General features: G+C 62.9%; 28 protein-coding genes and 1 riboswitch. Of the genes, 14 read left to right on the forward strand and 14 right to left on the reverse strand.

Annotated elements, in window-relative coordinates:
* Positions 1–3: 3 nt before the first annotated feature.
* The 3 genes from L1O02_RS05435 to L1O02_RS05445 form a co-directional block, all read right to left on the reverse strand.
* Entirely contained in the window at positions 4–954 is a 951-nt protein-coding gene (locus L1O02_RS05435; RefSeq protein WP_060841013.1) for a DUF523 and DUF1722 domain-containing protein, read from the reverse strand.
* A 120-nt stretch (positions 955–1074) separates the two neighbouring features.
* Entirely contained in the window at positions 1075–1290 is a 216-nt protein-coding gene (locus tag L1O02_RS05440; protein ID WP_015636962.1) for a TIGR02450 family Trp-rich protein, read from the reverse strand.
* Positions 1287–2273, reverse strand: a complete 987-nt coding sequence (locus L1O02_RS05445) for an NAD(P)/FAD-dependent oxidoreductase (protein WP_235759674.1) — start codon at positions 2271–2273, stop codon at positions 1287–1289. The genes L1O02_RS05440 and L1O02_RS05445 overlap by 4 nt, the downstream gene beginning before the upstream one ends.
* Before the next feature lie 194 nt (positions 2274–2467).
* Here L1O02_RS05445 and L1O02_RS05450 point away from each other — a divergent pair, with 194 nt between their 5' ends.
* Positions 2468–3370 carry a TIGR01777 family oxidoreductase gene (locus L1O02_RS05450; protein ID WP_060844592.1) on the forward strand — a complete coding sequence of 301 codons (903 nt, stop codon included), beginning with the start codon at positions 2468–2470 and terminating at the stop codon, positions 3368–3370.
* Between the two features lie 13 nt (positions 3371–3383).
* The gene (gene hemH / locus L1O02_RS05455; protein ID WP_235759675.1) at positions 3384–4409 is read left to right on the forward strand and encodes a ferrochelatase; all 1026 of its coding nucleotides are present in this window, start codon (positions 3384–3386) and stop codon (positions 4407–4409) included.
* A gap of 55 nt (positions 4410–4464) precedes the next feature.
* On the opposite strand, the gene L1O02_RS05460 is transcribed toward hemH, so the two are convergent.
* On the reverse strand, positions 4465–5739 hold the full coding sequence (locus tag L1O02_RS05460; RefSeq protein WP_060841009.1) for a uracil-xanthine permease family protein: 1275 nt from the start codon (positions 5737–5739) through the stop codon (positions 4465–4467).
* 2 nt (positions 5740–5741) lie between these two features.
* Positions 5742–6380: a uracil phosphoribosyltransferase gene (gene upp, locus L1O02_RS05465; RefSeq protein ID WP_011063386.1), complete on the reverse strand. Its 639-nt coding sequence runs from the start codon at positions 6378–6380 to the stop codon at positions 5742–5744.
* Between the two features lie 165 nt (positions 6381–6545).
* Here upp and L1O02_RS05470 point away from each other — a divergent pair, with 165 nt between their 5' ends.
* The 4 genes from L1O02_RS05470 to L1O02_RS05485 all read left to right on the forward strand — a co-directional run bounded on the left by L1O02_RS05470 (position 6546) and on the right by L1O02_RS05485 (position 8511).
* On the forward strand, positions 6546–7103 hold the full coding sequence (locus tag L1O02_RS05470; RefSeq protein WP_042941423.1) for a hypoxanthine-guanine phosphoribosyltransferase: 558 nt from the start codon (positions 6546–6548) through the stop codon (positions 7101–7103).
* 3 nt (positions 7104–7106) lie between these two features.
* Positions 7107–7580, forward strand: coding sequence for a WbuC family cupin fold metalloprotein (locus L1O02_RS05475; RefSeq protein WP_060841008.1), 474 nt, complete (start codon positions 7107–7109; stop codon positions 7578–7580).
* A 94-nt stretch (positions 7581–7674) separates the two neighbouring features.
* The gene (locus L1O02_RS05480) at positions 7675–8160 is read left to right on the forward strand and encodes a hypothetical protein (RefSeq protein WP_060841007.1); all 486 of its coding nucleotides are present in this window, start codon (positions 7675–7677) and stop codon (positions 8158–8160) included.
* A gap of 63 nt (positions 8161–8223) precedes the next feature.
* A complete protein-coding gene (locus tag L1O02_RS05485) occupies positions 8224–8511 on the forward strand; it encodes a PA4642 family protein (RefSeq protein WP_060841006.1) in 288 nt (95 codons plus the stop codon).
* A gap of 67 nt (positions 8512–8578) precedes the next feature.
* Here the strand turns inward: L1O02_RS05485 and mqo are convergent, their stop codons facing one another.
* Positions 8579–10090, reverse strand: coding sequence for a malate dehydrogenase (quinone) (mqo, locus tag L1O02_RS05490; protein ID WP_060841005.1), 1512 nt, complete (start codon positions 10088–10090; stop codon positions 8579–8581).
* Positions 10091–10826: 736 nt separating this feature from the next.
* Positions 10827–11060 carry a hypothetical protein gene (locus L1O02_RS05495; RefSeq protein WP_108545220.1) on the reverse strand — a complete coding sequence of 78 codons (234 nt, stop codon included), beginning with the start codon at positions 11058–11060 and terminating at the stop codon, positions 10827–10829.
* A gap of 206 nt (positions 11061–11266) precedes the next feature.
* Between L1O02_RS05495 and L1O02_RS05500 the strand changes: the two genes are divergently transcribed.
* Complete coding sequence (locus L1O02_RS05500; RefSeq protein WP_060841003.1) at positions 11267–11851, forward strand: YajG family lipoprotein; 585 nt, start codon at positions 11267–11269, stop codon at positions 11849–11851.
* Between the two features lie 90 nt (positions 11852–11941).
* On the opposite strand, the gene L1O02_RS05505 is transcribed toward L1O02_RS05500, so the two are convergent.
* Positions 11942–12148 carry a hypothetical protein gene (locus tag L1O02_RS05505; RefSeq protein ID WP_016964398.1) on the reverse strand — a complete coding sequence of 69 codons (207 nt, stop codon included), beginning with the start codon at positions 12146–12148 and terminating at the stop codon, positions 11942–11944.
* A 188-nt stretch (positions 12149–12336) separates the two neighbouring features.
* Between L1O02_RS05505 and L1O02_RS05510 the strand changes: the two genes are divergently transcribed.
* Positions 12337–12624 (forward strand): hypothetical protein, encoded by a 288-nt coding sequence (locus tag L1O02_RS05510; RefSeq protein ID WP_173655916.1) that lies wholly within the window; start codon positions 12337–12339, stop codon positions 12622–12624.
* 66 nt (positions 12625–12690) lie between these two features.
* On the opposite strand, the gene L1O02_RS05515 is transcribed toward L1O02_RS05510, so the two are convergent.
* Entirely contained in the window at positions 12691–13857 is a 1167-nt protein-coding gene (locus L1O02_RS05515; protein WP_060841001.1) for a 1-acyl-sn-glycerol-3-phosphate acyltransferase, read from the reverse strand.
* Positions 13858–13996: 139 nt separating this feature from the next.
* Between L1O02_RS05515 and L1O02_RS05520 the strand changes: the two genes are divergently transcribed.
* The 3 genes from L1O02_RS05520 to L1O02_RS05530 are packed head-to-tail and all read left to right on the forward strand — an operon-like array spanning position 13997 to position 15111.
* Entirely contained in the window at positions 13997–14179 is a 183-nt protein-coding gene (locus L1O02_RS05520) for a CPXCG motif-containing cysteine-rich protein (RefSeq protein WP_060841000.1), read from the forward strand.
* 15 nt (positions 14180–14194) lie between these two features.
* Entirely contained in the window at positions 14195–14455 is a 261-nt protein-coding gene (locus tag L1O02_RS05525) for a DUF2007 domain-containing protein (protein WP_060840999.1), read from the forward strand.
* A gap of 35 nt (positions 14456–14490) precedes the next feature.
* Positions 14491–15111, forward strand: coding sequence for an SOS response-associated peptidase (locus L1O02_RS05530; protein ID WP_060840998.1), 621 nt, complete (start codon positions 14491–14493; stop codon positions 15109–15111).
* 123 nt (positions 15112–15234) lie between these two features.
* On the opposite strand, the gene L1O02_RS05535 is transcribed toward L1O02_RS05530, so the two are convergent.
* Complete coding sequence (locus L1O02_RS05535) at positions 15235–17376, reverse strand: methyl-accepting chemotaxis protein (protein ID WP_108545221.1); 2142 nt, start codon at positions 17374–17376, stop codon at positions 15235–15237.
* Between the two features lie 275 nt (positions 17377–17651).
* On the opposite strand from L1O02_RS05535, the gene L1O02_RS05540 reads away from it, so the two are divergent.
* The gene (locus L1O02_RS05540) at positions 17652–18470 is read left to right on the forward strand and encodes a M48 family metallopeptidase (protein ID WP_060840996.1); all 819 of its coding nucleotides are present in this window, start codon (positions 17652–17654) and stop codon (positions 18468–18470) included.
* Between the two features lie 84 nt (positions 18471–18554).
* Here L1O02_RS05540 and L1O02_RS05545 read toward each other — a convergent pair whose 3' ends face one another.
* From L1O02_RS05545 to L1O02_RS05555, 3 genes are all read right to left on the reverse strand, one after another.
* Entirely contained in the window at positions 18555–19139 is a 585-nt protein-coding gene (locus L1O02_RS05545; RefSeq protein WP_042940848.1) for a TMEM165/GDT1 family protein, read from the reverse strand.
* A 92-nt stretch (positions 19140–19231) separates the two neighbouring features.
* A riboswitch (yybP-ykoY riboswitch) is annotated at positions 19232–19353 on the reverse strand.
* 52 nt (positions 19354–19405) lie between these two features.
* Positions 19406–20404 carry a class I SAM-dependent methyltransferase gene (locus tag L1O02_RS05550; RefSeq protein ID WP_108545222.1) on the reverse strand — a complete coding sequence of 333 codons (999 nt, stop codon included), beginning with the start codon at positions 20402–20404 and terminating at the stop codon, positions 19406–19408.
* 30 nt (positions 20405–20434) lie between these two features.
* Entirely contained in the window at positions 20435–21400 is a 966-nt protein-coding gene (locus L1O02_RS05555; RefSeq protein ID WP_060840994.1) for a 2-hydroxyacid dehydrogenase, read from the reverse strand.
* Between the two features lie 84 nt (positions 21401–21484).
* Between L1O02_RS05555 and L1O02_RS05560 the strand changes: the two genes are divergently transcribed.
* Positions 21485–22114: a LysE family transporter gene (locus tag L1O02_RS05560; protein WP_060840993.1), complete on the forward strand. Its 630-nt coding sequence runs from the start codon at positions 21485–21487 to the stop codon at positions 22112–22114.
* Here the strand turns inward: L1O02_RS05560 and L1O02_RS05565 are convergent.
* The gene (locus L1O02_RS05565; protein ID WP_060840992.1) at positions 22098–22871 is read right to left on the reverse strand and encodes a helix-turn-helix transcriptional regulator; all 774 of its coding nucleotides are present in this window, start codon (positions 22869–22871) and stop codon (positions 22098–22100) included. The genes L1O02_RS05560 and L1O02_RS05565 overlap by 17 nt on opposite strands.
* An 85-nt stretch (positions 22872–22956) precedes the next feature.
* On the opposite strand from L1O02_RS05565, the gene L1O02_RS05570 reads away from it, so the two are divergent.
* Positions 22957–24141 carry an MFS transporter gene (locus L1O02_RS05570; protein ID WP_060840991.1) on the forward strand — a complete coding sequence of 395 codons (1185 nt, stop codon included), beginning with the start codon at positions 22957–22959 and terminating at the stop codon, positions 24139–24141.
* Positions 24142–24166: the final 25 nt, after the last annotated feature.

Below are 24166 nucleotides of genomic sequence, written 5' to 3' on the forward strand. Positions count from 1 at the left end.
GGCTCAGATCGCGTTGCGCAGGCTGAGGTTTTCCGGGTGCGGCTGCAAATACAACTGCTGGGCGATGTAGGGATCGGGGTGCTGGCGGAAGTGGTGCTTGAGCAGGGTCAGGGGCACCACCAGAGGCACGATGCCGTGACGGTACTGACCAATGACATGCTGCACTTCCTGCTTGTCCGCGCTGCTGATGGCTTGCTTGAGGTAGCCGCTCAGGTGCTGCAGCACATTGCTGTGGGTGCCGCGGGTCGCGCATTTGCTCAGCGCCGCCATCAGCTCGCTGAAATAGCGCGGGCCGATCAGGCTCGGATCGCTCTTGCCCATGCTGCCCAGCAGATTGCCCAGGGTCTTGTACTGCACCGGGTGATGGGCCATCAGCAGGTATTTGCAGCGCGAGTGGAAGTCCGTGAGGGCGCGGCGAGTCAGGCCCTGCTTGAGCAGCGCCTGCCAGTCGCGATAGACGTAGACCCGAGTCAGGAAGTTTTCCCGCAGCACCGGATCGTTCAGGCGCCCGGCTTCTTCCACTGGCAGATCGGGATGTTTCTGACAGAACGCCTGGGCATAGATGCCGCGACCGCCGTTGCGATGGGGAATGCCGTTGGCCTGGTACACCTTGACCCGCTCCAGGCCGCAGGAGGGCGAGTTCTGCATGAAGATGTAGCCGCAGATGTCATCGACCTCGGCCGCCATGCGCTCGCCATATTCGGCCAGGGGCAGGGTGACGTCCAGGCTGGGGTCCACGGTGCCCACGGCCCGCGGCTGCTCGGGGTCGCCGACCAGTCGGATAGGTTCGCGGGGGGTGCCCATGCCGATGGCGACTTCCGGGCACAGGGGCAGGAAGTCGAAGTGTTCGCTGAGGACTCGGCTGCACAGCCGGGACTCTTTGTGTCCACCGTTGTAGCGGACTTCCACACCCATCAGGCAGGCGCTGATGGCAATTTTCGGCTTGGCGGACATGCTGCAACCTCCAGGGCTTACCTGTACAAAAACCTAACGTTGTACAACTTGTCTTCATCATAGAATTAAAGTTGTACAAGTCAAATTGTTTGTATAGGTATTGCCCTGCGGTTGCGCCGGTTACCGCCAGCCCATTCGCCACTCGCTGTCGTTTTGGAGGGTTTGCCAGCTCAATCGCTGGCAGCGTCGGGTGAGCACCGCTTGCAGTTCGATGTCCAGCACGGTGCCTTCTTCATCGCAGAAGAGTTCGGTGACCAGAAAGTGCTTTTCGCGGCGCTGCGGATGGGCTGCCGTCCATTTCGACAGCAGCAGTTTGCGTGGGTTGAGTCGATTCACCGCAGGCTCTCGTGCAGCCGGCGTGCGGCCTCCTGGCCACTGAGCCAGGCGCCTTCGACCCGACCGGAGAGGCACCAGTCGCCGCATGCATACAGCCCCAGGTCGGCGTCGGCCAGGGCGCCCCATTCATGGCTGGTGGCCGGGCGGGCGTAGAGCCAGCGATGGGCCAGGCTGAAGGTCGGGGCGGGCATGACGCTGTGCAGCAGCTCGGCGAAGGCCCCGTGCAATTGTTCGGTCACGGCCTCCTTGGAGAGGTCGATGTGCTGCCGACTCCAGGTGCTGGTGGCATGCAGGATCCAGGTGTCGAGGTGGCTATCGCGTCCAGGCTTGCTGCGGTTGCGGGCCAGCCAGTCCAGTGGACTGTCCTGGACGAAGCAGCCTTCCATCGGGGTTTCCAGTGGCGTATCGAAAGCCAGGGCCACGGCCCAGGTGGGGTCCATTTTCACCCCGGCGGCCACCCCGGCGAGCTTCGGCGCGGCGGCCAGCAAAGCGGTGGCTTGCGGCGCCGGCGTGGCAATCACCACATGGCTGAAGGGGCCGTGGGTAAAGCCTTCGGCGTCCTGCAGGTGCCAGTGCTGTTCGCCACGGAAGACCTCGGTGATGCGGCAGGCGAAGTGCACTTCGAGGTCGCCGATCAGGGCGCGGGTGATGGCGCTCATGCGTGGCGTGCCAACCCAGCGGGTCTGCTCATCGGGGGAGGGGCTGAGCTGGCCGCCGTGGGAGTTGTAAAGTTGCGGTGCCCATTCGGCGACCCAGCCCTTGGCTTGCCAGCGCTGGACTTCGGTGACGAAACGACGGTCCCGGGCGGTAAAGTACTGGGCCCCCAGATCCAGGCTGCCGGCATCGCTGCGCTTGCTCGACATGCGTCCACCGCTGCCGCGGCTTTTGTCGAAGAGTTGGATGCTGTGCCCGGCATCTCGAAGTGCCTGGGCGGCGGAGAGTCCGGCGATGCCGGTACCAATGATTGCGATGGGTACTGTCATAGGGGCCTCGTTTACCAGTCTGTACAGATTACGCCGCTACTAAAACCTGTACAATATTGTTTTTTGGTATAGCTTTCGGCGTCATCGGTTGTGCAGGTTGTCTATCGTTAAGTCACAGCCTGTCCGATTGAAAAGATCCCTGCTTATAAAAATAGACTAGTGATTCGGGTAAAACGCCACGCGAGGAAGATGTCATGCATATATTGCTGACCGGCGGTACTGGTTTGATCGGGCGTGCGCTGTGTCGTTACTGGCAGGCCCAGGGTCACCAATTGAGTGTATGGACGCGCCATCCCGAAAAAGTGGCCGCTCTGTGCGGCCCTCAAGTGCGGGCCATCAGAACTTTGCAAGAGCTGGACCAGGCGCCGCTGGATGCGGTGATCAACCTGGCCGGCGCCCCGATCGCCGATCGGCCCTGGACCCACAAGCGCAAGGCGCTGCTGTGGGGCAGCCGTATTGCCCTCACCGAAACCCTGCTGGCCTGGCTCGAAAGTCGCCAGAGCAAGCCCAAGGTCCTGGTTTCGGGATCGGCGGTGGGCTGGTACGGCGACGCAGGGGAGCGGGAACTGAGCGAGGATTCGCCGCCGGTCAATGAAGACTTTGCCAGCCAGCTGTGCATTGCCTGGGAAGAAACGGCCCAGCGTGCCGAAGCCATGGGGGTGCGTGTGGTGCTGGTGCGCACCGGTTTGGTGCTGTCTGCCGAGGGCGGCTTTTTGTCGCGCCTGCTGCTGCCATTCAAGCTGGGACTGGGTGGTCCTATCGGTAGCGGCCGGCAGTGGATGCCGTGGATTCATATCGACGACCAAATTGCCCTGATTGATTTTCTTGTGCATCAGGATGAGGCACGGGGTCCTTATAATGCCTGCGCGCCGAAGCCGGTGCGCAACCGCGAATTCGCCAAGAGCCTGGGGCGGGTGCTGCACCGTCCGGCGCTGATGCCGCTGCCGGCCTTTGTCTTGCGCCTGGCCCTGGGTGAGTTGTCGTTGCTGTTGCTGGGTGGCCAGCGTGCCGTTCCCGCGCGTTTGCTGGAGGCGGGATTCACTTTCCAGTTCACTGATTTGTCCGCGGCCCTGGACGATATTGCCAGCCGCCTTTGAAATAGGACGTTGCATGACCGATCACGCGTTGCTCCTGGTCAATCTCGGTTCGCCGGCCTCCACTTCGGTGGCGGATGTGCGCCGCTACCTCAACCAGTTCCTCATGGACCCCTATGTCATCGACCTGCCCTGGCCGGTGCGGCGGTTATTGGTGTCGCTGATCCTGATCAAGCGCCCGGAGCAGTCGGCCCATGCCTACGCCTCGATCTGGTGGGAGGACGGTTCGCCGCTGGTGGTGCTCAGCCGCCGCTTGCAGCAGGTGATGAGCGAGCAGTGGAAGCAGGGCCCGGTAGAGCTGGCGATGCGTTACGGCGAGCCTTCGATCGAGTCGGCGCTGCTCAAGCTGGTGGCCCAGGGACAGAAGAAAATCACCCTGGCTCCGCTTTATCCACAGTTCGCCGACAGCACCGTGACCACGGTGATCGAGGAGGCCCGGCGCGTGGTGCGCGAGCGCAAGCTGGATGTGCAATTGAGCGTGCTGCAGCCGTTCTACGATCAGCCTGAGTACATCGAGGCCCTGGCGGCCAGCGCCAGACCCTACCTGGCCCAGGAGCATGATCATCTGCTGCTGAGCTTCCACGGTCTGCCGGAGCGGCACCTGACCAAGCTCGACCCTACCGGTCAGCATTGCTTCAAGGATGCCGACTGTTGCCGCAAGGCTTCTCCCGCGGTATTGGCCACCTGTTATCGCGCCCAGTGCCTGCGAACGGCATCGGCCCTGGCCGAGCACCTGGGGCTGGCGGATGGCACATGGTCGGTGTCCTTTCAGTCGCGCTTGGGCCGGGCCAAATGGATCGAGCCCTACACCGAGACGCGCCTTGATGAGCTGGCCAAGCAGGGTGTGAAGAAGCTGATGGTGATGTGCCCGGCGTTTGTCGCCGATTGCATCGAGACGCTGGAGGAGATCGGTGATCGCGGGCGCGAGCAGTTCCGTGAGGCGGGGGGCGAGGATCTGCTGTTGATCCCGTGCCTGAATGACGACCCGCAATGGGCGCAGGCCTTGAACACCTTGTGCGCCAGGGCGCCGTTGGCGTTGTAAACAGCTTCGCCGGCAAGCCAGCTCCTGCGGAGCGGACTTGCCGGCGAACGCGTCTTCAGATCAAAGGCTCATCGGCCTTCTTGTTCTTCCAGCCGTCATTACCCGGCAGCACCAGGTTCAGCACGATGGCGACAATGGCGCACAGGGCGATGCCCTTGAGGCCGAAGTCGTCCGGACCGGTGCCGGTTCCCACCAGCACGCCGCCAATCCCGAACACCAGGGTGACCGAGACGATCACCAGGTTGCGGGCTTCGCCCAGGTCGATCTTGTGGCGGATCAGGGTATTCATGCCCACCGCGGCAATCGAACCGAACAGCAGGCAGAGGATCCCGCCCATCACTGGCACCGGAATGCTTTGCAGCAGGGCGCCGAACTTGCCGATAAAGGCCAGGGAGATGGCGAAGACCGCCGCCCAGGTCATGATTTTCGGGTTGTAGTTCTTGGTCAGCATCACTGCGCCGGTGACTTCGGCGTAGGTGGTGTTGGGCGGGCCGCCGAACAGGCCGGCTGCGGTGGTGGCGATGCCGTCACCGAACAGGGTGCGATGCAGGCCGGGCTTCTTCAGGTAGTCGCGACCGGTGACGCTGCCCACGGCAATGACTCCGCCGATGTGCTCGATGGCCGGAGCCAGGGCCACAGGGACAATGAACAGGATCGCCTGCCAGTTGAACTCCGGTGCGGTGAAGTGTGGCAGTGCCAGCCAGGGGGCGGCGGCGATCTTCGCGGTGTCCACCACGCCGAAGTAGAAGGACAGGGCAAAGCCCACCAGCACCCCGGAAATGATCGGCACCAGGCGGAAGATGCCTTTGCCGAACACCGCCACGATCAACGTGGTGAGCAGCGCCGGCATGGAGATCATCATGGCCGTCTGGTAATGGATCAGCTCGCTGCCGTCACCGGCCTTGCCCATGGCCATGTTGGCGGCGATGGGGGCCATGGCCAGGCCGATGGAAATGATCACCGGGCCAATGACCACCGGCGGCAGCAGACGGTCGATGAAACCGGTGCCCTTGATCTTCACCGCCAGGCCCAGAAAGGTGTAGACGAAGCCTGCCGCCATCACGCCGCCCATGGTCGCTGCCAGGCCGAACTGGCCCTTGGCAAGAATGATCGGGGTGATGAAGGCAAAGCTCGACGCCAGGAACACCGGCACCTGGCGCCCGGTTACCAGCTGGAACAACAGAGTCCCGAGACCCGCCGTGAACAGCGCCACGTTCGGGTCAAGACCGGTAATCAGCGGCATCAACACCAGGGCGCCAAAGGCCACGAAGAGCATCTGTGCGCCAGACAGCACCTGGCGCCAGAGCGGATCGTTGAACTCGTCCTGCATGATCAGGAGTCCTTCTGCTTGGTGCCGAAGATCTTGTCACCGGCATCACCCAGGCCAGGAATGATGTAGCCATGTTCGTTGAGCTTCTGATCGATGGACGCGGTGTAGATGGTCACGTCCGGGTGGGCCTGTTCCACGGCGGCGATGCCTTCGGGAGCGGCCACCAGGACCATGGCGCGGATGTCGCGGCAACCGGCCTTTTTCAGCAGGTCGATGGTGGCGACCATGGAGCTGCCGGTGGCCAGCATCGGGTCGATGATCATCGCCAGGCGCTCGTCGATCTCCGGTACCAGTTTTTCCAGGTAGGTGTGGGCCTGCAGGGTTTCCTCGTTGCGGGCCACGCCCACGGCGCTGACCTTGGCGCCCGGGATCAGGCTCAGTACGCCTTCGAGCATGCCGATACCGGCGCGCAGGATCGGCACCACGGTAATCTTCTTGCCGGCGATTTTCTCGACCTGGACAGGGCCGCACCAGCCCGGGATTTCATAGCTTTCCAGGGGCAGGTCTTTGGTGGCTTCGTACGTCAGCAGGGCACCGACTTCCTGAGCGAGCTCGCGAAAGTTCTTCGTGCTAATGTCTGCGCGGCGCATAAGGCCAAGTTTGTGTCGGATCAGCGGATGGCGGATCTCACGGATGGGCATAGGGAAAGGCTCCGGCGGCGGGCAAAAAAAACGGCCTAGATTAATCTATCCGGGGTGGTTGTCCTATAGACATAAAGTACGTTAGTCCAGAAACGCTTGATCTGATCGGGCCGGATGCGTACCTTTGCCCGCTTTTCCGAAACTGCCACCCCCTTGGAGAGCGCCATGTCCGCTGATCTCGAGCATATCCGTCAAATCATGCGCGAGGCTGACTGCCTGTACACCGAAGCTGAAGTCGAGGCGGCCATCGCCCGTGTCGGTGCACAAATCACTGAAGAACTGGCTGAGCGCAATCCGGTGGTGTTCTGCGTCATGAACGGCGGCCTGATCTTCGCCGGCAAACTGCTGACCCACTTGCAGTTCCCCCTGGAAGCCTCCTACCTGCACGCCACGCGCTATCGCAACGAAACCAGCGGTGGCGAGCTGTTCTGGAAGTCCAAGCCGGAAGTCTCCTTTATTGACCGCGACGTGCTGATCATCGATGACATTCTCGATGAGGGGCACACCCTGGGCGCCATCATCGACTTCTGCAAACACGCCGGCGCCCGTGCCGTGCACACGGCAGTGCTGATCGACAAGGAACACGATCGCAAGGCCCGTCCGGACCTCAAGGCCGATTACATGGGCCTGCCTTGCGTCGACCGTTACGTCTTCGGCTACGGCATGGACTACAAGGGCTACTGGCGTAACGCCGCCGGCATCTATGCCGTGAAGGGGATGTAAGACATGACCGTGCCGAGCTTTCTCGATCAAGCCTTGTTCAGCGACCTGGCTGAGAAGGCGGCGGCCAATCCCCGTGGTCGTCAGCACCACAACTTCCACGCCATGGAAGAGCCTTGCCATCGCATGGCGGTGGCGCTGCAACCCTCGACCTATGTTCCCCCGCACCGGCACCTGAGCGCCGACAAGGCCGAGACCCTGTTGGTGCTCAAGGGGCGGTTGGGCGTGCTGATCTTCGATGAGGCGGGCCAGGTCCAGGGCAAGCGCGTCTTGCAGGCCGGTGGTGACTGCATCGGTGTCGATCTGCCGGCCGGGGTGTTCCATGGCCTGGTGGTGCTTGAAGCCGACAGCCTGATGTTCGAATGCAAGGCCGGTCCTTATCGTCCGGTGAGTGACGGCGAGCTGGCCGCTTGGGCGCCCCGGGAAGGTGAGCCCGGGGTCGCCGAATACCAGGCCTGGATGCGTGCTCAGTTCGACTGAGGGTCTGTGCGTAGCCTGTGGTTACGATCGCAGGAGGTGAAGATCTGTGGCAAAAACCCGTGCTAGAGTGCTCAGCCCTTGATTGGAGCCTGTCATGAGCCTGTTGATTCGCACTAGCGCGGCCCTTCTTCTGAGCTTGAGCCTGCCCCTGGCAGCTGCCCCGGCGCCCCTGCATGGGCAATTCCTGCCGCCTGATGACCTGACTCTGCGCGACTCGGTTCCTGAACAGCAGCAGCTGTTGCAGGTCACCGAGTACTCGGTGGTGATCGGCAGCCAGCGTCAATCCAATCAGCAGCCGATTCCGGTGACCTCGCCGGTGTGGGTGCGGCTCAAGGGCAAGCCGCTGAACAAGGGCGCCACCATCAGCCAGGTGCTGGTGAATTTCGACGGTGAGAGCAAAAGCCTGAAAAAGCCCCAGTACGACGCCAAGGCCAGGACCCTGACGCTCTATTACCCCCTGGCTCAGTACCGGGCGGTGATGGACCTGTTGCGTAACGACACCGTGTATTGTCAATTCCTCAGCTACGCCAATGGCCATATCTGGGCCGACTTGCACACCGGCAGCGTGCGTCCGCGTTGAGGCCCGAGGCAGGCTGAGGGTAAACTGCCGGCCCCGTGTAATGTCTGCGAGCTGGAGTCGGCGATGCGTAAAGATAAGAAACAAGTGATTGGTGACGAGATCAGCGACGAGCAGATCAAATTGTTCCTCGATTTCGAGCCGGTCGACGCCACTTCGCCGTCCCTGCATAAGCTGATCAAGGCCTATCGTGGTCTGCGCATCGACGACTTCGAGCGCTTCCTGGTCTTCTTCCTCGAAGCCGGCCTGGACCTGGACGGCAAGGATGAGCACGGCCAGACCTTCGTTGACCTGATCAAGGATCAGCGCAACGCCGCCGACTACATCGAACTGATGAACAACGCCCGCGGCTGAGTCGTTCAAAACGCATAAAAAAACGCCCCGACCTGCACAGGACGGGGCGTTTTTTATGGGCGGCGGATCAGGCGCAGCTTTCGGTTTCCTTGCTTGGCTCGACCAGCTCCAGGCTCAGGTTATTTTCGCTGTTGATCTTGTGATACAGCGCCGCGTCGGTTTCCAGGGCCTTCTCCCGCGCCGGGAAAATCTCCTTGAGCTTGGCGGCCCATTCGCCGCTGGCCTTGGCCGGGAAGCAGCGTTCGATCAGTTCCAGCATGATCGACACGGTCACCGAGGCGCCCGGAGAGGCGCCGAGCAGGGCGGCCAGAGAGCCGTCCTTGGCCGCCACCAGTTCGGTGCCGAACTGCAGGATGCCGCCTTTCTTCGGGTCTTTCTTGATGATCTGTACCCGTTGCCCGGCCACTTCCAGGCGCCAGTCTTCGGCCTTGGCCTGTGGATAGAAGCGGCGCAGGGACTCCAGGCGCTGCTCCATGGACTGCATGACTTCGCTGACCAGGTACTTGGTCAGGTCCATGTTGTCCCGGGCCACGGCCAGCATTGGGCCGATGTTGCCGGCGCGAACCGACATTGGCAGGTCGAGGAACGAGCCGTGCTTGAGGAACTTGGTGGTGAAGCCGGCATAGGGTCCGAACAGCAGGGACTTCTTGCCATCGACCACGCGGGTGTCCAGGTGCGGCACCGACATCGGCGGCGAACCCACGGCGGCCTGGCTGTAGACCTTGGCCTGGTGCTGCTTGACCACTTCCGGGTTGTCGCAACGCAGCCATTGGCCGCTCACCGGGAAGCCGCCGAAGCCCTTGCTTTCTTCAATGCCGGAAGCCTGCAGCAGCGGCAGCGCCGCGCCGCCGGCGCCGAGGAACACGAACTTGGCGTCGACTTCGCGGCTGTTGCCGCTGTTGACGTCCTTGATGCTCACGGTCCAGCCGTTGTCCTTGTTGCGCTTGAGGCCGGTCACGCGCTTGCAGTACTTGACCTGGGCATCGGGTGCGCTGGTCAGGTGCTTGAGCAACTGGTTGGTCAGGGCGCCGAAGTTGACGTCGGTGCCGTTGATCACCCGGGTCGCGGCGATGGTTTCGTCCGCCGGGCGGCCCGGCATCATCAGCGGCATCCACTCGGCCATCTTGGCCTTGTCTTCGGTGTATTCCATGTCCGCGAAAGCGTGGTGCTGGCTCAGCACTTCAAACCGCTTCTTGAGGAAGGACACACCCTTGTCGCCCTGCACGAAGCTCAGGTGCGGCACCGGGCTGATGAAGGACTTGGACGAGCCGAACGTGCCTTTCTTGGTCAGGTAGGACCAGAACTGTTTCGACACTTCGAACTGGGTATTGATGTGCACGGCTTTCTTGATGTCGATGCTGCCATCGGCGGCCTGTGGCGTGTAGTTCAGCTCACAGAGGCCAGCGTGGCCGGTACCGGCGTTGTTCCACGGGTTGGAACTCTCCGCGGCACCCGAATCCATCAGCTCGACGACTTCCAGCTTGATCGCGGGGTCGAGCTCCTTGAGCAGTACAGCGAGGGTGGCACTCATGATGCCGGCCCCAACCAATACGACGTCTACTGCTTCGTTATGCGCCATTAACGCGTCTCCAAAATCTGCAGCACCAAATTGACGGCATGGCTGCCAGGAGTGACGGGGCGGTTCACGTAATGCCCCAGGTTACCCATGGCCAGGATCGCCATGTCCGAATCTTCGCAATTCTTTGCAACTACTGCGGACGCTGCCAACCGGGCCTCAAGGTGCATATGAACGCATCTCGGGGCGCTTCGGGCAATTCGACTTATGGTCGATACATCCGCTCGTGCAACCAAATCCGTCAGCGGACAGGCTTCAAGCACCAGTTCTTGAGGAGTGCTCGGTCCTGTGTAATCGGGCTGTTGTAGAGGCCAATGGTGCCAGTTCAGACGCAAAACTATTCATTTGCTCGCCACACTCTTGTGAAGTTGTGAAAACCCGTTTTTTCACGCTCTTTTGAAGACGTGAACCTCAAAAAAGGGCTGCCTCGGCCTGGCACCTGGCCCGAGCGGTGTTGCCGGCATGCAAGGCACGCGGGCACAACGGGCAAAATTCAGTGGCCGAGCAATGGCAGCTCTGCAGATTCGCGAAAAGTGGAGGTTTGCAAGGTGGTACAGCAAGCACGCCAGCTTCACTCGATCTGTGTGGGCGGCTCTCTGTGGGCGGTGCGGGGTGCCAATGCAGTGGCGTTGGCGGTACTGCGAGGCCCGATCAGGAGACGTCCTTATAATCGGGGGGAGATTGTAACGAAGAAATGCGCAGAAATGATCCTGTTTCGTGACTTTTATTAGGCTGTTGGTCAGGTGGCCAGTATCGGTTGCACCACAGGGCCGCTGCTGCGTGGGCTGATCCGAGCGCTGGCGGGCAATGGCTGGTGCAACCAGTTCAGGCGAACCTCCCGGATTTCCACCCAGCCGTCGCCCACCGGGGCGGCGAGACAATGCTTGAAGGCCTGGCAGCGTCCCTGGCTGTCCAGCAAGGCGAAGCTGCGAAATGACTGACGCGGGGCGAACAGGGAGCGGAGGAAGTTCATGACCAGGCACCTGATTGTGTCATTGACGATAAGAATGACCTTGAACCGTTACATGATGATGTATCGCGGGTGAAAGGCAGGTTACAGGAACCCGCTTGTACGGCACCTGTCTGAGTCTTGACTAACTCGTGCCCGACGCTGGTTCGTCGCGGTTGTGCACCGCTATACTGCGGGCCTGTTTGTGCCTGATTCCTGGAGAGATGAGCATGTTGCAACGCCTGTTGTTCGGTTTGATCACTGTGACCAGCCTGTCGCTGGTGGGTTGCGCCCACAGCCCGCAACAACTGAGCCCGGAGCCGAAGCTCACCACTCAGCTGGCGCCTGTCGGCCATGGTCAGCCGGTGGTGGTGAAGGTGGTGGATGGACGTCCGTCGCCGACCCTGGGCACCCGTGGCGGCCTGTATCCGGAAACCAGCGCCATTACCGTGCAGAGCGCGCAGATCCTGCCGAAGCTGCAGGCCCAGGCCGAAGCGGCGGTGCGCCTGCTGGGCTTCACCCCGACGGCTGGCGGCAGCAACGCCCCGCAATTGACCGTGACCCTGGCCGAGCTCAAGTACCAGTCGCCTAAAGAAGGCCTGTACGTGACCGAGGCCACCATTGGCGCGACCTTCCGATCCGATGTGCAAAACGCCAATCGCCGCTACAGCGGTCGCTATGGCGCGTCCCTGGACCAGCGTTTCGGCATGGCGCCGAACCAGGACACCAACACCAAGCTGGTGGGCGATGTGTTGAGCGATGCGCTGACCCGCCTGTTCAAGGACCCGACCATCGGTCAGATCCTCGGCGAATAAGGCGCTGCAACGGACCTGGATCCGTTGCCGGCCCAGTCGACAGAAGCCCGGTTGCCCCTTCAGGCCGCCGGGCTTTTTGTTGGTCGTGTCTCAGGCCGCTTCGACGTAGAAGTCCAACATGCTGATGCCGGTCAGCAGGTCGGTTTCCGGGAGGTCCGCGTGCTGATGGCCGCCCAGCGCGCAATACACCAGCCAGTGCCGGTCCTGAACATTGAAGGCCAGGGCGCCCACCAGCGCCTGCTGTTCTTCGCTGGGGGTGATCAGGTAGAGGCGATCCTGGTTTTCTGCGTGCAGCATGACAAGCTCCGTGGGTTTCGAGGGGCGACAGACTGGCTTGTTTGGATGACGAAAAGATGACGCTTTAAATTAATTGCCCTGTGCCTCGTTACTGGTCGGAAAGCCCCCCGCGATTCGACGGCGATTGAGTAGAATCCGCGCGCGGGTGCACTCGGCGACCCGAATGCGGTTTTCCTTCGAGGTTCATGATGTCGCTGCAACTGATCTGGTCGATGTTCAACGCCCACCCCGCCAAATTGATCAACCTGCTGGCCCTGTTGTTCGCCTGTCCGGGCAGCTGGCTGTTGCATGCCACCCGCCGCCGCGAACAGCGGGCCCTGGCCAACCTGGCCACCCAGAGTGAAGACCGGGCCGTGGATCAGCCGCTGCTGATGCTGGATCCCGCCACTGTGCGCATCAATCGCTTCTTCTATCGTTTCGGTTTCGCCTGCCTGGGGCTGGCGCTGCTGGTGTCCTGGATCAGCACGCGTTTCTGATCCGGCACCAAGCTGCAGAGACGACAACGGCGCCCATGGGCGCCGTTGTGCGTTGCGGGGCCGCGCTTACAGCGCCAGGCCGGCCTTGACCCGGTACTGGTTGCGTACCGGGTTGGCGTATTGCAGCACCAGATAAGGGCGGTGCTCCGGCGGACAGGCATCCAGTCGGCGCTGCCATTCTGCCTCGGCCTTGGCCAGTTCCTGCGCCGGGAACACTTCGGCGGCGGCCGGAACCTGCAGTTGCGGGTCGGCGTCGCTCCACTGGGCGTAAGCCAGGTAGTGCACCGGGAACAGGCGGTAGCCGCCGAGAATCTGCCGGTCCATTTCCATCGCCAGTTGCTTGGTGTCTTCGAACAGGGCGCTGATGGGAGCGGCGAAGTTCACATGGACCCGGCCCTTGTAGCCGGTGATGCCCTTGGCGATGCTCACGTCGTCCTCGCCCGGGGCCTTGGTGTAGCTGCCGGTGGTGGCGCGGATATACAGCTCGCGAGCCTTGGCCTGGTCGCAAGGGTCGTATTCGTAGCTGATGGACACCGGGGTCAGGTTCAGCGAGCGGATCACCTCGCCAAACGGCTCGTCCTTGCGGCTCATGTGGAACATCTTGAGGATGGCCGACTCGGTGCGGTCGTCGCCATCCTTGGCCCGGCCTTCGGCCTGGGCGATCCAGATCGACTGGCCGTCGTTGCGGATCGAGTGGTTGATATAGGCCGAGAGCAATTGGTAGGCCGCGAGTTTTTCCCGACGACCGCTGATGGAGCGGTGCACGATGAAACTCTTGTTCAGGCGCATCAGGTCGCTGACAAACGGCTTCTGCAGCAGGTTGTCGCCAATGGCGATGCGTGGCGTCGGCAGGCCGGCGTGATACACCGCGTAGTTGACGAAGGCCGGGTCCATGACGATGTCGCGATGGTTGGCCAGGAATACATAGGCGGTGCCCGACTTGAACTGCTCGACGCCGGTGTAGGTCACGCCGTCGGTGGCGCGTTCGATGGTGTGGTCGACGTAGAACTCGACCTTGTCCTGCAACGTGGCCACCGAAGTGACTCCGGCGAACTCGCGGCGCAGGCGATGGGCGATCAGGGGTTTTAGCAGCCAGCCGAACGTGTTGGCAAAACGCGGGAAGCGAAAGTGGGTGAGGATATCTAGAAACGCCTTGTCGCTGAGCAGCCGGGCCAGCACCGCTGGTACTTCGCTGTCGTGGTAAGGTCGGATGGCATCGAATTCGCCCATCATGCTCTCTTGTTAGAAACGGCTAGGGTAAGTAAAGGTTCGGATCGAAAAAAAGCCGGGCGCGGTCTGAAAATGCGGTTCAGACAAAAAAGCCCTGCAAATAGACCGGCGATTATACGCATAAGTCACTCTGGAGACGGCGATGCTGGAAACCGACCATTATCAGTGCCCTTACTGTGGCGAACAGGCGGAAGCGGTTCTGGACCTGTCCGCTGGCGACCAGACCTACATTGAAGACTGCCCGGTATGCTGCCGGCCGATAGTCTTCACGCTGCAGACCGATGGCCATGAATGGATGCTCGACGTTCACAGTGAAAACGACTGACGGGGAGAGGCTCTCATGCAGCGCATCTACGAGCCGGAAAACCTGATGGAAGGCGAGTTGCTCCAGTGCATGCTGGCCAGCGAGGGCATCGAGTCCCACCTCCAGGGGCGCGACCTGCTCGGCGGGGCCGGGGAGTTGCCGTTGTTCGGGTTGCTGGGGCTGTCGGTGCACGACCATCAGGCGCAGCAGGCACGTGCCCTGATCGCTGCGTACAATGCGGCCCTGCCATTGCCCTTTGACGAACCGGACAGCTTCGCCGGGGTGCTGGTCTGTTAGGCTGAGCGCCGATTTGCCGAGAGTTGTATTGCCCCATGTGTGGACGTTATGCCCTGTTTCGCTGGAACCCCGCCTTTGCCGCCTTGCCGGGATTTCCCGAGGATCAGCGCGCGCAGTGGAATATTTCGCCCAATGATTCGGTGCTGATCCAGCGCGCGGAAAACGGCCAGCGCACCCTGGCCCGGGCCCGTTGGGGGCTGACCCCGGCGTGGCTCACCGATCTGTCGCGCACACCGGCCCATGCCCGGGCGGAAACCCTGGCCGAACAGCCGATGTTTCGCCAGGCATTTCGCGAGCGGCGTTGCCTGCTGCCGGCCAACGGTTTCTATGAGTGGCGTGGTGGCAGCCGCAAGCGGCCTTACTGGCTGACGCCGGGGGAGGGTTCGTCGATCTTCTTTGCGGCGATCTGGGAGGCCTACCCGGTGCAGGAGCAGGTCTGGTTGAGTACGGCGGTGGTGACCCAGGCCGCAGCCAATCTGCGCCGCCCGTTGATCCTCGATGCCGCCGGCCAGGACGCCTGGCTCGATCCAGAGACTCCGTTGCACGTGCTGCAAGCCTTGCTTGCCAGCCCGCCCGCGGCCTTGCGCGAGCGGGTCCTGGCCAATCTGGTCAACGATCCCAAGCTCAACGGTCCCGAGTGCCTGACGCCGGCCTGACGGACCGGTCACGGGCACTGATTGCACAAGCGGGCCGTAGGCGCGGGCTAGCCCGCGAAGAGGCCCTTTTGAGAGCGTCTTCGCCGAGCAGCCGGCTCCTGCGCGGGGAGGCGGGTTGCCTGCTTACACCTTGAACTGATTGATCAGGCGCCGTTGCTGTTCCGCCAGCTTGGTCAGCCCGGCGCTGGCCGCACTGGACTCGTCGGCGCCACCGGCCACTTCGTTGGCCACCTGGCCGATGTTGATCACGTTGCGGTTGATGTCTTCGGCCACGGCGCTCTGCTCCTCGGCGGCGCTGGCGATCTGGGTGTTCATGTCGTTGATCACCGACACGGCCTGGGTGATGGTTTCCAGGGCCTGGGCGGCCTTGGCCGCATGCTCCACGCTCTGGTCGGTCTTGTGCTGGCTGTCTTCCATGACCCGCACCACTTCCCGGGTGCCCTGCTGCAGTTGCTGGATCATCGACTGGATTTCTTCCGTGGCCTGCTGGGTCTTCTGCGCCAGGTTGCGCACCTCGTCGGCGACCACGGCAAAGCCGCGCCCCTGTTCGCCGGCCCGGGCTGCCTCGATCGCCGCGTTGAGGGCCAGCAGGTTGGTCTGTTCGGCGATGCCGCGAATGGCGATCAGGATGGCGTTGATGTTCTCGCTGTCCTTGGCCAGGGTTTGCACCACGCCTACCGCGCGGCCGATTTCCTCGGCCAGGGCGCCAATGGCGCTGGAGGTGTCGCGCACGATCTGCATGCCCTGGCTGGCGGCCTGATCGGCATGGCTGGCGGCTTGTGCGGCCTGGGTCGCGTTGCGCGCCACATCCTGGGCGGTGGCGGTCATCTCATGCACCGCGGTGGCCACCTGATCGATTTCCACCATCTGTTTATGCACACCCTGGTTGGTGCGGATGGCGATGTCGGCGGTGTGCTCCGAGGAGTCGCTGACGCTCTGCACCGAGGTCACCACCTGGCTGATCATCGCCTGCAGCTTGGCCAGGAAGGTATTGAAGCCCTTGGCAATGGAGCCCAGTTCGTCGGCGCGGTCGCTGGTCAGGCGCCGGGTCAGGTCGCCTTCGCCCTGGGCGATGTCATCGAGCATGGCCACCATCTGCCGCAGTGGCCGGGCGATGCCATGGCCCACCAGCCAGATCACCAGCAGGCCGAGGCCGGCGATGAGCAGGCCGACCATGGCCATGCCGAACGTGTCGGCCTTGCGCTGTTCGGCCAGATCATTTTGCAGGGTGTTCAGATCGGCCATCACCGCCCCCAGGGGCAATTGCAGCATCAGGGTCCAGTTGGCGTCGGTCTGGCCGATGCCGAACGGCAGGTACAGGGCAATCTTGCCGTTGGCCTGGTCGACGTTGTAGGTCACTTCGCCGCGCTTGAGGCTGGACAGCCTGGCCACCGCGTCTGCGGGCAGTACATCGCTGACCTTCTCGCCGAACTTGCTCGAATCCTTGGTGTAGGCCACCAGGCGACCGTTGCCGCCAATCAGTGCCATCTCGCCGGCACCGCTGTAGAGCTTCTGATTGGCACCCACCAGCATGTCCTGGATGAAGTTCACCGACAGGTCGGCGCCGACGATGCCCTGGAACTTTCCGTTGAGCAGAATGGGCTGAATAAAGGACGCGAGCATCACCACCTTGTCGCCGACCTTGTAGGGCGCAGGGTCGATGACGCAGGACTTGAGACTGTCCTGGGAGCACAGGTAGTACTCGCTGGTGCGCACGCCGGTGGAAAGCAGGGTCCGGTCGTTGACGTCGGCCAGTTTGTCCAGGCCCAGGCTGCCGTCTTCGTTGCGGAACCACCAGGGCAGGAAGCGGCCATTGGTGGTGTCGATGCCCACCACCGAGGTGCCGACATAGGCCGCGTCGTTGTGGTCGATGGCATTGGGCTCCCAGGCGATGTAGGCGCCGAGGATCTTCGGATTCTGGGTGACGTTTTCCTTGACCAGCGCGATCAGCTGTTCCCGGCTCAGGTTGAGGCCGGCGCGGCCTTGCGCATCTGCAGTGCCCAGCAGGGCGTTGACCCGCACCAGGCCGCCGGCAATCAGCAGCGGCGCTTCGAGTTCGCGCTGGATCTGGCTGACCTGGGTCTGGGCCAGGCCACTCAGGCGCTGCTCGATCACTTGCTCGAACTGGGTCTGGGTGCGTTCTTGCACCATTTGCTGGGTCCTGGCGCCGGAGAACAGGGCATACAGCACCAGGGCTGCAACCACGCTGAGAACGATGGCTCCGGCCAGGGCGGCCACGGAAAACTGGATCGACTTGAACTTCATAGAGGCTCCGGGCGCAGGAATTGAGGTCTGCCGTGCTGTATCGGCAGCAGCCTCGAGGGTCATTAGCCTTGAGTGCACAAATGACTGTTTCAGAGTGATGCATGTCGCTATTGGAGAGGGTGTGTCGCGGGCCGCTGGCGGCCTGGAGCGAACTGTGAATTTTTTCCTTCAACGACCCAGCGGTATCTGAAATGCGACTCAATGGGTGTTTTGCATCTGGCGCGGATACAGTTCCGCCCTTAGGATACGCGCCATGTTTTCAGGGAGGTTTCATGATGAAGAAGTCGTTACTGGTGTGTGCACTGAGCGCTGCCGTTCTCCTGACCGGTTGTGAAACGGTCAATACCACCAGCGGTGGCGTGGTGGGTGTGGATCGCAAGCAGTCCATGTTCAGCATGGTGTCCAGTGCCGAGGTCAATCAGTCCTACGCCCAGTCCTACCAGGAGACCCTGGGTGAGGCCAGCAGCCAGGGCGTGCTGGACAAGACCAGTGCCAATGCCAAGCGCCTGCAGGTCATCGCTGACCGGCTGATCGCCCAGGCCCCGACTTTCCGCCCCGACTGCGCGCAGTGGAAGTGGGAAGTCAATCTGATCAAGAGCGACGAGCTCAACGCCAACTGCGGTCCTGGCGGCAAGATCATTTTCTACTCCGGCCTGATCGAAAAACTCAAACTGACCGACGATGAAATCGCCGCGGTCATGGGCCACGAGATTGCCCACGCCCTGCGCGAGCATGGTCGCGAGGCCATGTCCAAGCAGTACGCGGTCGGTGCCGGCAAGCAGATTGCTACCCTGTTCGGGGTGTCGCAGGAAACCGTTGCCCTGGGTGATAACGGCGTGAATCTGCTGATGACCCTGCCCAACAGCCGCGAGAACGAAAACGAGGCGGACCTGATCGGCCTGGAGCTGGCCGCGCGTGCCGGTTACAACCCGAATGCCGCCATCAGCCTGTGGAACAAGATGGGCCAGGCGGCGGGTGGTTCGGCGCCGCCTGAGTTCATGAGCACTCACCCGGCTTCCAGCAGCCGAATCGCTTCGTTGCAGGCGGCGATTCCCAAGGTGATGCCGTTGTATCAGCAGGCCAAGAAGTCCTGATCCATCGCTTCATTGTCGCTGACGCTTTCGCCGGCAAGCCGGCTCCTACAGGTTGCGTGGGAGTCGGTTTGCCGGCGATTTCGTTTACAGCCAGCCGCTGATCTGCATGGCCTTGTACACCGCCACCACGGCGAGGATGAAGAAGGCCGACGCCGCCAGGCGACGAATCAGGGTCAGGGGCAGTTTGTCCGCGGCGAAGTTGCCCGCCAGGACCACCGGCACGTTGGCAATCAGCATGCCCAGGGTGGTGCCGATGATCACCAGCCACAGGTCCGGGTATTGCGCCGCCAGCATGACGGTGGCGACCTGGGTCTTGTCACCGATTTCCGCCAGGAAGAAGGCGATCAGGGTGGTCAGGAACGGCCCGAACTTGCGGGCGGTGGTGGCTTCGTCGTCATCCATCTTGTCCGGTACCAGGGTCCACAGCGCAGTGGCGGTGAAGCTGGCGGCCAGAATCCAGTGCAGGGTTGCGTCGGAGAAGAAGCTGCCGAACCAGGCACCTACCGCACCGGCGGCCGCGTGGTTGGCCAGGGTTGCGGCGACGATGCCGGCGATGATCGGCCAGGGTTTGCGAAAGCGCGCGGCAAGAATCAGGGCAAGCAGCTGCGTCTTGTCGCCGATTTCGGCCAAGGCAACGATTGCGGTGGGAACGAGGAGAGAATCCAGCATCATCAGGGTTTTCCTAAGGGGCGGGTCGACACGGCTATGACACGTACAGCCTTCCCGCCCCGGGTAAGGTGTGCGTGTCATAGGTCTTGTCAAACCCTGCGGTCCGTCTGTGCGGACTCTTGGGTCGCATGCGCCATGGTCTGAGGACCAAGTATGTTGACGCATGCCGGACGAGCGTGGCGCTCGTGGGAGACTACTCCCCTAGGACGGAGCGGATTCTGCCTAGGCAAAATCCATTCGGCAAGCCTTGTTTGCGAAAAACCGTCTCAGCCGCGCTTGGCCCGGTAAATCCGGAAACCCTGGCCTTCGGCTTTGATCGCGCACGGCCCGAGGTGCTCTTCGATCAGGGGTTGGTAGCGCAGGAAGCTGTTGGCGACTACCCGTAGTTCGCCGCCTTTTTGCAGATGTTTACTCGCTTTTCGCAGCAGGTTTTCTGTTGCCTGGTAGTCGGTGTGAACCCCGGTATGGAAGGGCGGATTGGTCAGGATGCTGTTCAATTCCATGGGCGCGGCGTCGATGCCATCACCGGTCAGCACCTCGGCTTGCAGACCGTTGGCGGCCAGGGTCAGGCGACTGCTGGCGGCGGCAAAGGCGTCCACATCCAGCAGGGTCACGCGGTTGTCCGGGTAACGGCGCTTCACCGTGGCGCCCAGGACCCCGGCGCCACAGCCGAAGTCCAGCAGATGACCGGCGGGCAGGTGATCCAGATGCTCCAGCAGTAATGCGGTGCCGCGATCCAGGCGCCCATGGCTGAACACTCCCGGCAGGCTGACCACCGTCAATGGACCTTCGGCCAGGGGCAGTAGGTATTCCTGGGCCAGGCTCTCCAGCGCCACCGGTTCGGGAGCGTTGGCGACCGTGACCTGCCACAGTTGGCAGTGGCGCGCGCTGTCGAGCTTGCGCGGTTTGCCGAAGGGGTTGAGTTGCTTGGCGGCGCTTTCCACGCCGCTGCGCTTCTCGCCCACCAGGTACAGCTCGCGCCCGGCCAGGCGCGAGGCCAGGGCATTGAGCAGGTAGTCGGTCAGGTCCTTGGATTTGGGCAGAAACAGCACGGCGCTGTCGAAGGCCTCGGTCGGCGCGGCTACGCCGAAGTGGCAGCGCCCGGGAAAGCGTGCCTCCAGGGCCGCGTGGTCGCCGGCGTGCCAGCTCCAGCCCCGGGCGTTGGGCAGGCGGCCCAGCAGATCATCCGCGGCCAGGCCGGCCAGCAGCAGTGAGCCTTGAAACAACTGAGCCTGGCGTAACAGTACTTCGCTGCGTGTGTCCATGGTCGCCCCCGAAAAAAGTGGCGAAGTTTATCAACTCACGACCCGCAGCGGGGTGCCACTGAAGAAGGCTCGGGCATTTTCCGTCAGTTGGCCGACGATCCGCTGGCGGGCTTCGCGGCTGCCCCAGGCGTTGTGCGGGGTCACGATCAGGCGCGGGATATCACGGGCCAGCAGGGGGTTGCCGGCCACCGGCGGTTCGACGCTCAGCACGTCGGTGGCCGCGCCGCCCAGATGGCCGCTGCGCAGTGCATCGGCCAGGGCCTGTTCGTCGATCAGGCCGCCGCGAGCGGTGTTGACCACCAGGGCGCCGGGCTTGAGCAGGGCCAGCTCCCGGGCACCGATAAAGTTCCGGGTGTGTTCGTTGAGTGGGCAGTGCAGGGTCAGGGCATCCACTTGTGGCAGCAGTTCCTCCAGCGGCAGGCGGTCCGCTCGAGCCGGGCGTCCGGGTATCTGCCCCAAGACCACGCGCATGCCAAAGGCTTCGGCCAGGCGCGCCACGGCGCTGCCCAGTTCGCCGTTGCCCAGCAGGCCGAGGGTCTTGCCCGCGAGTTCGATGATGGGGAAGTCCAGCAGGCAGAACTGCTTGGCCTGCTGCCAGCGGCCGGCGGCCACGGCCTCTTGGTAGTCGGCCACCCGAGTGGCGAGATTGAGCAGCAGCATCAGGGTGTGCTGGGCCACCGATGGCGTGCCGTAGCCCTGGCAGTTGCTGACCCGGATGCCCTGCTGGCGGGCCGCGTTCAGATCGACATTGTTGGTGCCGGTGGCGGCCACCAGGATCAGTTGCAGATCGGGGCAGGCCGCCAGGGTTTCGGCACTCAGAGCGACCTTGTTGCTGATGACCACCTGGGCGCCTTGCAGGCGCTCGATCACCTGCTCCGCGCGGGTGTGGGCATGCACTTGCAGGGGGCTGAAACAGTCGTGCAGCGCACTCAGGTCCAGGTCGCCCAGGTCCAGCGAGCTGTGATCGAGAAAGACGGCGCGGCGATTGTTGGTCATGAACTGTACCTTTTGCACGGGGGATCTAAGGCGTAATCTGCCGAGCCTAACAGATGAAATAATTAGACATACACAGGAGCCTGCATGTACCTCACCGAGTTCTTGACCGTTGCCCTGATCCACTTGCTGGCGGTGGCCAGCCCCGGCCCGGATTTCGCCGTGGTGGTGCGCGAAAGCGTGACCCACGGCCGTCGAGCCGGCACCTGGACCGCTCTGGGCGTGGGCTGCGCGATCTTCCTGCACGTGGGTTACTCACTGCTGGGGATCGGCCTGATCGTTTCCCAATCCATCGTGCTGTTCAACGCCCTGAAGTGGCTGGCGGCCGCCTACTTGCTGTACATCGGCTTCAAGGCCCTGCGCGCCCAACCGGTCAAGCCGGCGGCGGACGATCTGCACAAGGAAGCCGGGGTGCGGACCGCCCGCGGAGCCTTCACCTCGGGTTTTGTCACCAATGGCCTGAATCCCAAGGCGACCCTGTTCTTCCTCTCGCTGTTCACGGTTGTGATCAACCCGCACACGCCCCTGGCGATCCAGGCCGGTTACGGGGTGTACCTGGCGGTGGCGACCGCGCTCTGGTTCTGCCTGGTGGCGCTGCTGTTCAGCCAGCAGCGGGTTCGTGCCGGCTTCGCCCGCATGGGCCATTGGTTCGACCGCACCATGGGCGCGGTGCTGATCGCCATCGGCGTGAAACTGGCCTTCACCGAGATGCATTGAGTGCGCTGAGCTGGTTCAGGGTCGCCACGTAATGCCGTGGCGTATCCCCCAGCAAGCGGCAGAACATCGCGCTGAAGGCCCGGGCGCTGCCGTATCCCAACGAGTCGGCCACGCTGTGCACGCTTTCCCCGGCGAGCAGGCGTGGCAGGGCTTCCATCAGGCGCAGTTGCTGGCGCCAGGCATTGAAATTCATCCGCACCTGCTGTTGAAACAGCCGCGCCAGGGTTCGCGAACTGGCGCCGACCTGCTGCGCCCAGTCTTCCAGGGTGTGGGGATGGTCCGGGGTCTGCAGCAGGGTTCGGCAGATGCTCTGCAGGCGCCGGTCCTGGGGCATGGGAATGTGCAGGGGCAGGTTTTCCAGGCCGGCGATCTCTTCCAGCATCAGTTGCTGGATCAGCGGATTTTCCGCCTGCTCCGGTCCTTGCACCGCTCGCAGGATCAGCTCCCGCAGCAGGGGTGTCACCGCCAGCACACAGCACTGTTGCAAGGACGGCGGAGACAGATGCGCGGCAATGAACAAGGAGCGCATGCGGACCTCGCCGACCATGAAGATTTCATGTTCCACCAGGGGCGGAATCCACACCGCGCGGGTTGGCGGAATGACCCAGGCGCCCTGGGCGGTGACCACGCGCATGGTGCCGCAGGCGGCGTAGAGAAACTGCGCTTCGCGATGGCGATGGGATTGCTGGTGGGCGGCATCGGGATAGTCGCGGGGATAGGCGCTCACCGGGCCGTGGTGGAAGTGGCTGATTAACATGTCCGATCCAATGACTTTGTTGTCAGGAATGCTGTAAACAGCCAACTTAGCATAGGCGACACCACCACCAACCTTGTGTGCCGCCATGAATCAAGCTCGAAACGTTATCCGCTACGTCAACGCTGCCCATGTCATCGATCACATGTTCATGCTGATCTTTCCCGCCGCCGTGCTGGGCATGACCCAGGCCTTTGCCCTGGACTATGCCGCGCTGATCGGCCTGTCCCTGGGCGGTTTCATCGCCTTTGGCGCCTGTTCGCTACCCGCCGGCTGGCTGGGGGACCACTGGAGCCGACGACAGATGATGTTGCTGTTCTTCTTCGGCATGGGCGCGGCGTCGATCCTCACCGGCCTGAGCAACAGCCCGACCCTGTTGGTGATCGGCCTGACCCTGATGGGGGTATTCGCTGCGATCTACCACCCGGTGGGCACGGCCATGCTGGTGGCCTATGCACAGAATCGTGGGCGGGAGATCGGCATCAACGGTATGTGGGGCAATCTCGGCGTGGCGTTTTCGGCGCTGATCACCGGTTTTCTCGTGGCTCGGTTCGGCTGGCGTTCGGCTTTTATCCTGCCGGGGGCGGTGGCGATCCTGCTGGGGATCGGCTTTGCCTGGCAGGTGCGTGACGAACCGGTGCCGGTACGGCCCCACGTCGGCTTGAAGGGCAAGGGCGGGCAGCAGATCTCCATGTTCCTGGTGTTCGGTGTCCTGGCCCTGGCCACGGCCACCGGCGGGGTGGTGTTCAACGCCACCACCATGACCTACCCCAAGCTGTTTCAGGAGCGCCTGCACGAGCTGTTCACCTCGCCGCAGACCCTGGGCCTGGTGGTCAGCCTGGCCTATGCCTTCGGTGCGGTGGCGCAGTTGACCATTGGCCGGGTATTGCATCGCTTCAGCCTGAAGTGGCCTTTTATCGTCTTGACCCTGTTTCAGGCGCCACTGCTGTTGGCCATGGCCCACAGCGAGGGCTGGAGTGTGATCCTGCTGGGGGCGGCCTTCATGTTCGTGGTGTTTGGCCAGGTCACGGTGAATGACGCCATGGTCGCCAACTTCGTCGCGCCGCAGTGGCAGTCGCGGGTCTTCGCCTTGCGTTACTGCCTGTCGTTCGGTGCCAGCGCCACGGCCATTCCGTTGATTGCCCTGGTGGAGCCGCGCCAGGGGTTGAGCGGCCTGTATCTGATCCTCGCCGGGTTTGCCGCGCTGACTTTTGCCGCCGCGCTGGCGTTTCCCCGGACGCCGGCCGAAGCGGCGGTGGGACAGAGCGCTTGATCTCACGCAGAGCCGCACCAATGCT

Origin of the sequence: Pseudomonas sp. BC42 (assembly GCF_021560055.1) — a bacterium.
Taxonomy (GTDB): domain Bacteria; phylum Pseudomonadota; class Gammaproteobacteria; order Pseudomonadales; family Pseudomonadaceae; genus Aquipseudomonas.

What these genes read in the sequence shown, in the direction of transcription:
- L1O02_RS05435 (WP_060841013.1), bottom strand. Translation starts at nt 954, where the DNA reads ATGTCCGCCAAGCCGAAAATTGCCATCAGCGCCTGCCTGATGGGTGTG.
- L1O02_RS05445 (WP_235759674.1), bottom strand. Translation starts at nt 2,273, where the DNA reads ATGACAGTACCCATCGCAATCATTGGTACCGGCATCGCCGGACTCTCC.
- L1O02_RS05450 (WP_060844592.1), top strand. Translation starts at nt 2,468, where the DNA reads ATGCATATATTGCTGACCGGCGGTACTGGTTTGATCGGGCGTGCGCTG.
- hemH (WP_235759675.1), top strand. Translation starts at nt 3,384, where the DNA reads ATGACCGATCACGCGTTGCTCCTGGTCAATCTCGGTTCGCCGGCCTCC.
- L1O02_RS05460 (WP_060841009.1), bottom strand. Translation starts at nt 5,739, where the DNA reads ATGCAGGACGAGTTCAACGATCCGCTCTGGCGCCAGGTGCTGTCTGGC.
- upp (WP_011063386.1), bottom strand. Translation starts at nt 6,380, where the DNA reads ATGCCCATCCGTGAGATCCGCCATCCGCTGATCCGACACAAACTTGGC.
- L1O02_RS05470 (WP_042941423.1), top strand. Translation starts at nt 6,546, where the DNA reads ATGTCCGCTGATCTCGAGCATATCCGTCAAATCATGCGCGAGGCTGAC.
- L1O02_RS05475 (WP_060841008.1), top strand. Translation starts at nt 7,107, where the DNA reads ATGACCGTGCCGAGCTTTCTCGATCAAGCCTTGTTCAGCGACCTGGCT.
- L1O02_RS05480 (WP_060841007.1), top strand. Translation starts at nt 7,675, where the DNA reads ATGAGCCTGTTGATTCGCACTAGCGCGGCCCTTCTTCTGAGCTTGAGC.
- L1O02_RS05485 (WP_060841006.1), top strand. Translation starts at nt 8,224, where the DNA reads ATGCGTAAAGATAAGAAACAAGTGATTGGTGACGAGATCAGCGACGAG.
- mqo (WP_060841005.1), bottom strand. Translation starts at nt 10,090, where the DNA reads ATGGCGCATAACGAAGCAGTAGACGTCGTATTGGTTGGGGCCGGCATC.
- L1O02_RS05495 (WP_108545220.1), bottom strand. Translation starts at nt 11,060, where the DNA reads ATGAACTTCCTCCGCTCCCTGTTCGCCCCGCGTCAGTCATTTCGCAGC.
- L1O02_RS05500 (WP_060841003.1), top strand. Translation starts at nt 11,267, where the DNA reads ATGTTGCAACGCCTGTTGTTCGGTTTGATCACTGTGACCAGCCTGTCG.
- L1O02_RS05505 (WP_016964398.1), bottom strand. Translation starts at nt 12,148, where the DNA reads ATGCTGCACGCAGAAAACCAGGATCGCCTCTACCTGATCACCCCCAGC.
- L1O02_RS05510 (WP_173655916.1), top strand. Translation starts at nt 12,337, where the DNA reads ATGTCGCTGCAACTGATCTGGTCGATGTTCAACGCCCACCCCGCCAAA.
- L1O02_RS05515 (WP_060841001.1), bottom strand. Translation starts at nt 13,857, where the DNA reads ATGATGGGCGAATTCGATGCCATCCGACCTTACCACGACAGCGAAGTA.
- L1O02_RS05520 (WP_060841000.1), top strand. Translation starts at nt 13,997, where the DNA reads ATGCTGGAAACCGACCATTATCAGTGCCCTTACTGTGGCGAACAGGCG.
- L1O02_RS05525 (WP_060840999.1), top strand. Translation starts at nt 14,195, where the DNA reads ATGCAGCGCATCTACGAGCCGGAAAACCTGATGGAAGGCGAGTTGCTC.
- L1O02_RS05530 (WP_060840998.1), top strand. Translation starts at nt 14,491, where the DNA reads ATGTGTGGACGTTATGCCCTGTTTCGCTGGAACCCCGCCTTTGCCGCC.
- L1O02_RS05535 (WP_108545221.1), bottom strand. Translation starts at nt 17,376, where the DNA reads ATGAAGTTCAAGTCGATCCAGTTTTCCGTGGCCGCCCTGGCCGGAGCC.
- L1O02_RS05540 (WP_060840996.1), top strand. Translation starts at nt 17,652, where the DNA reads ATGAAGAAGTCGTTACTGGTGTGTGCACTGAGCGCTGCCGTTCTCCTG.
- L1O02_RS05545 (WP_042940848.1), bottom strand. Translation starts at nt 19,139, where the DNA reads ATGCTGGATTCTCTCCTCGTTCCCACCGCAATCGTTGCCTTGGCCGAA.
- L1O02_RS05550 (WP_108545222.1), bottom strand. Translation starts at nt 20,404, where the DNA reads ATGGACACACGCAGCGAAGTACTGTTACGCCAGGCTCAGTTGTTTCAA.
- L1O02_RS05555 (WP_060840994.1), bottom strand. Translation starts at nt 21,400, where the DNA reads ATGACCAACAATCGCCGCGCCGTCTTTCTCGATCACAGCTCGCTGGAC.
- L1O02_RS05560 (WP_060840993.1), top strand. Translation starts at nt 21,485, where the DNA reads ATGTACCTCACCGAGTTCTTGACCGTTGCCCTGATCCACTTGCTGGCG.
- L1O02_RS05565 (WP_060840992.1), bottom strand. Translation starts at nt 22,871, where the DNA reads ATGTTAATCAGCCACTTCCACCACGGCCCGGTGAGCGCCTATCCCCGC.
- L1O02_RS05570 (WP_060840991.1), top strand. Translation starts at nt 22,957, where the DNA reads ATGAATCAAGCTCGAAACGTTATCCGCTACGTCAACGCTGCCCATGTC.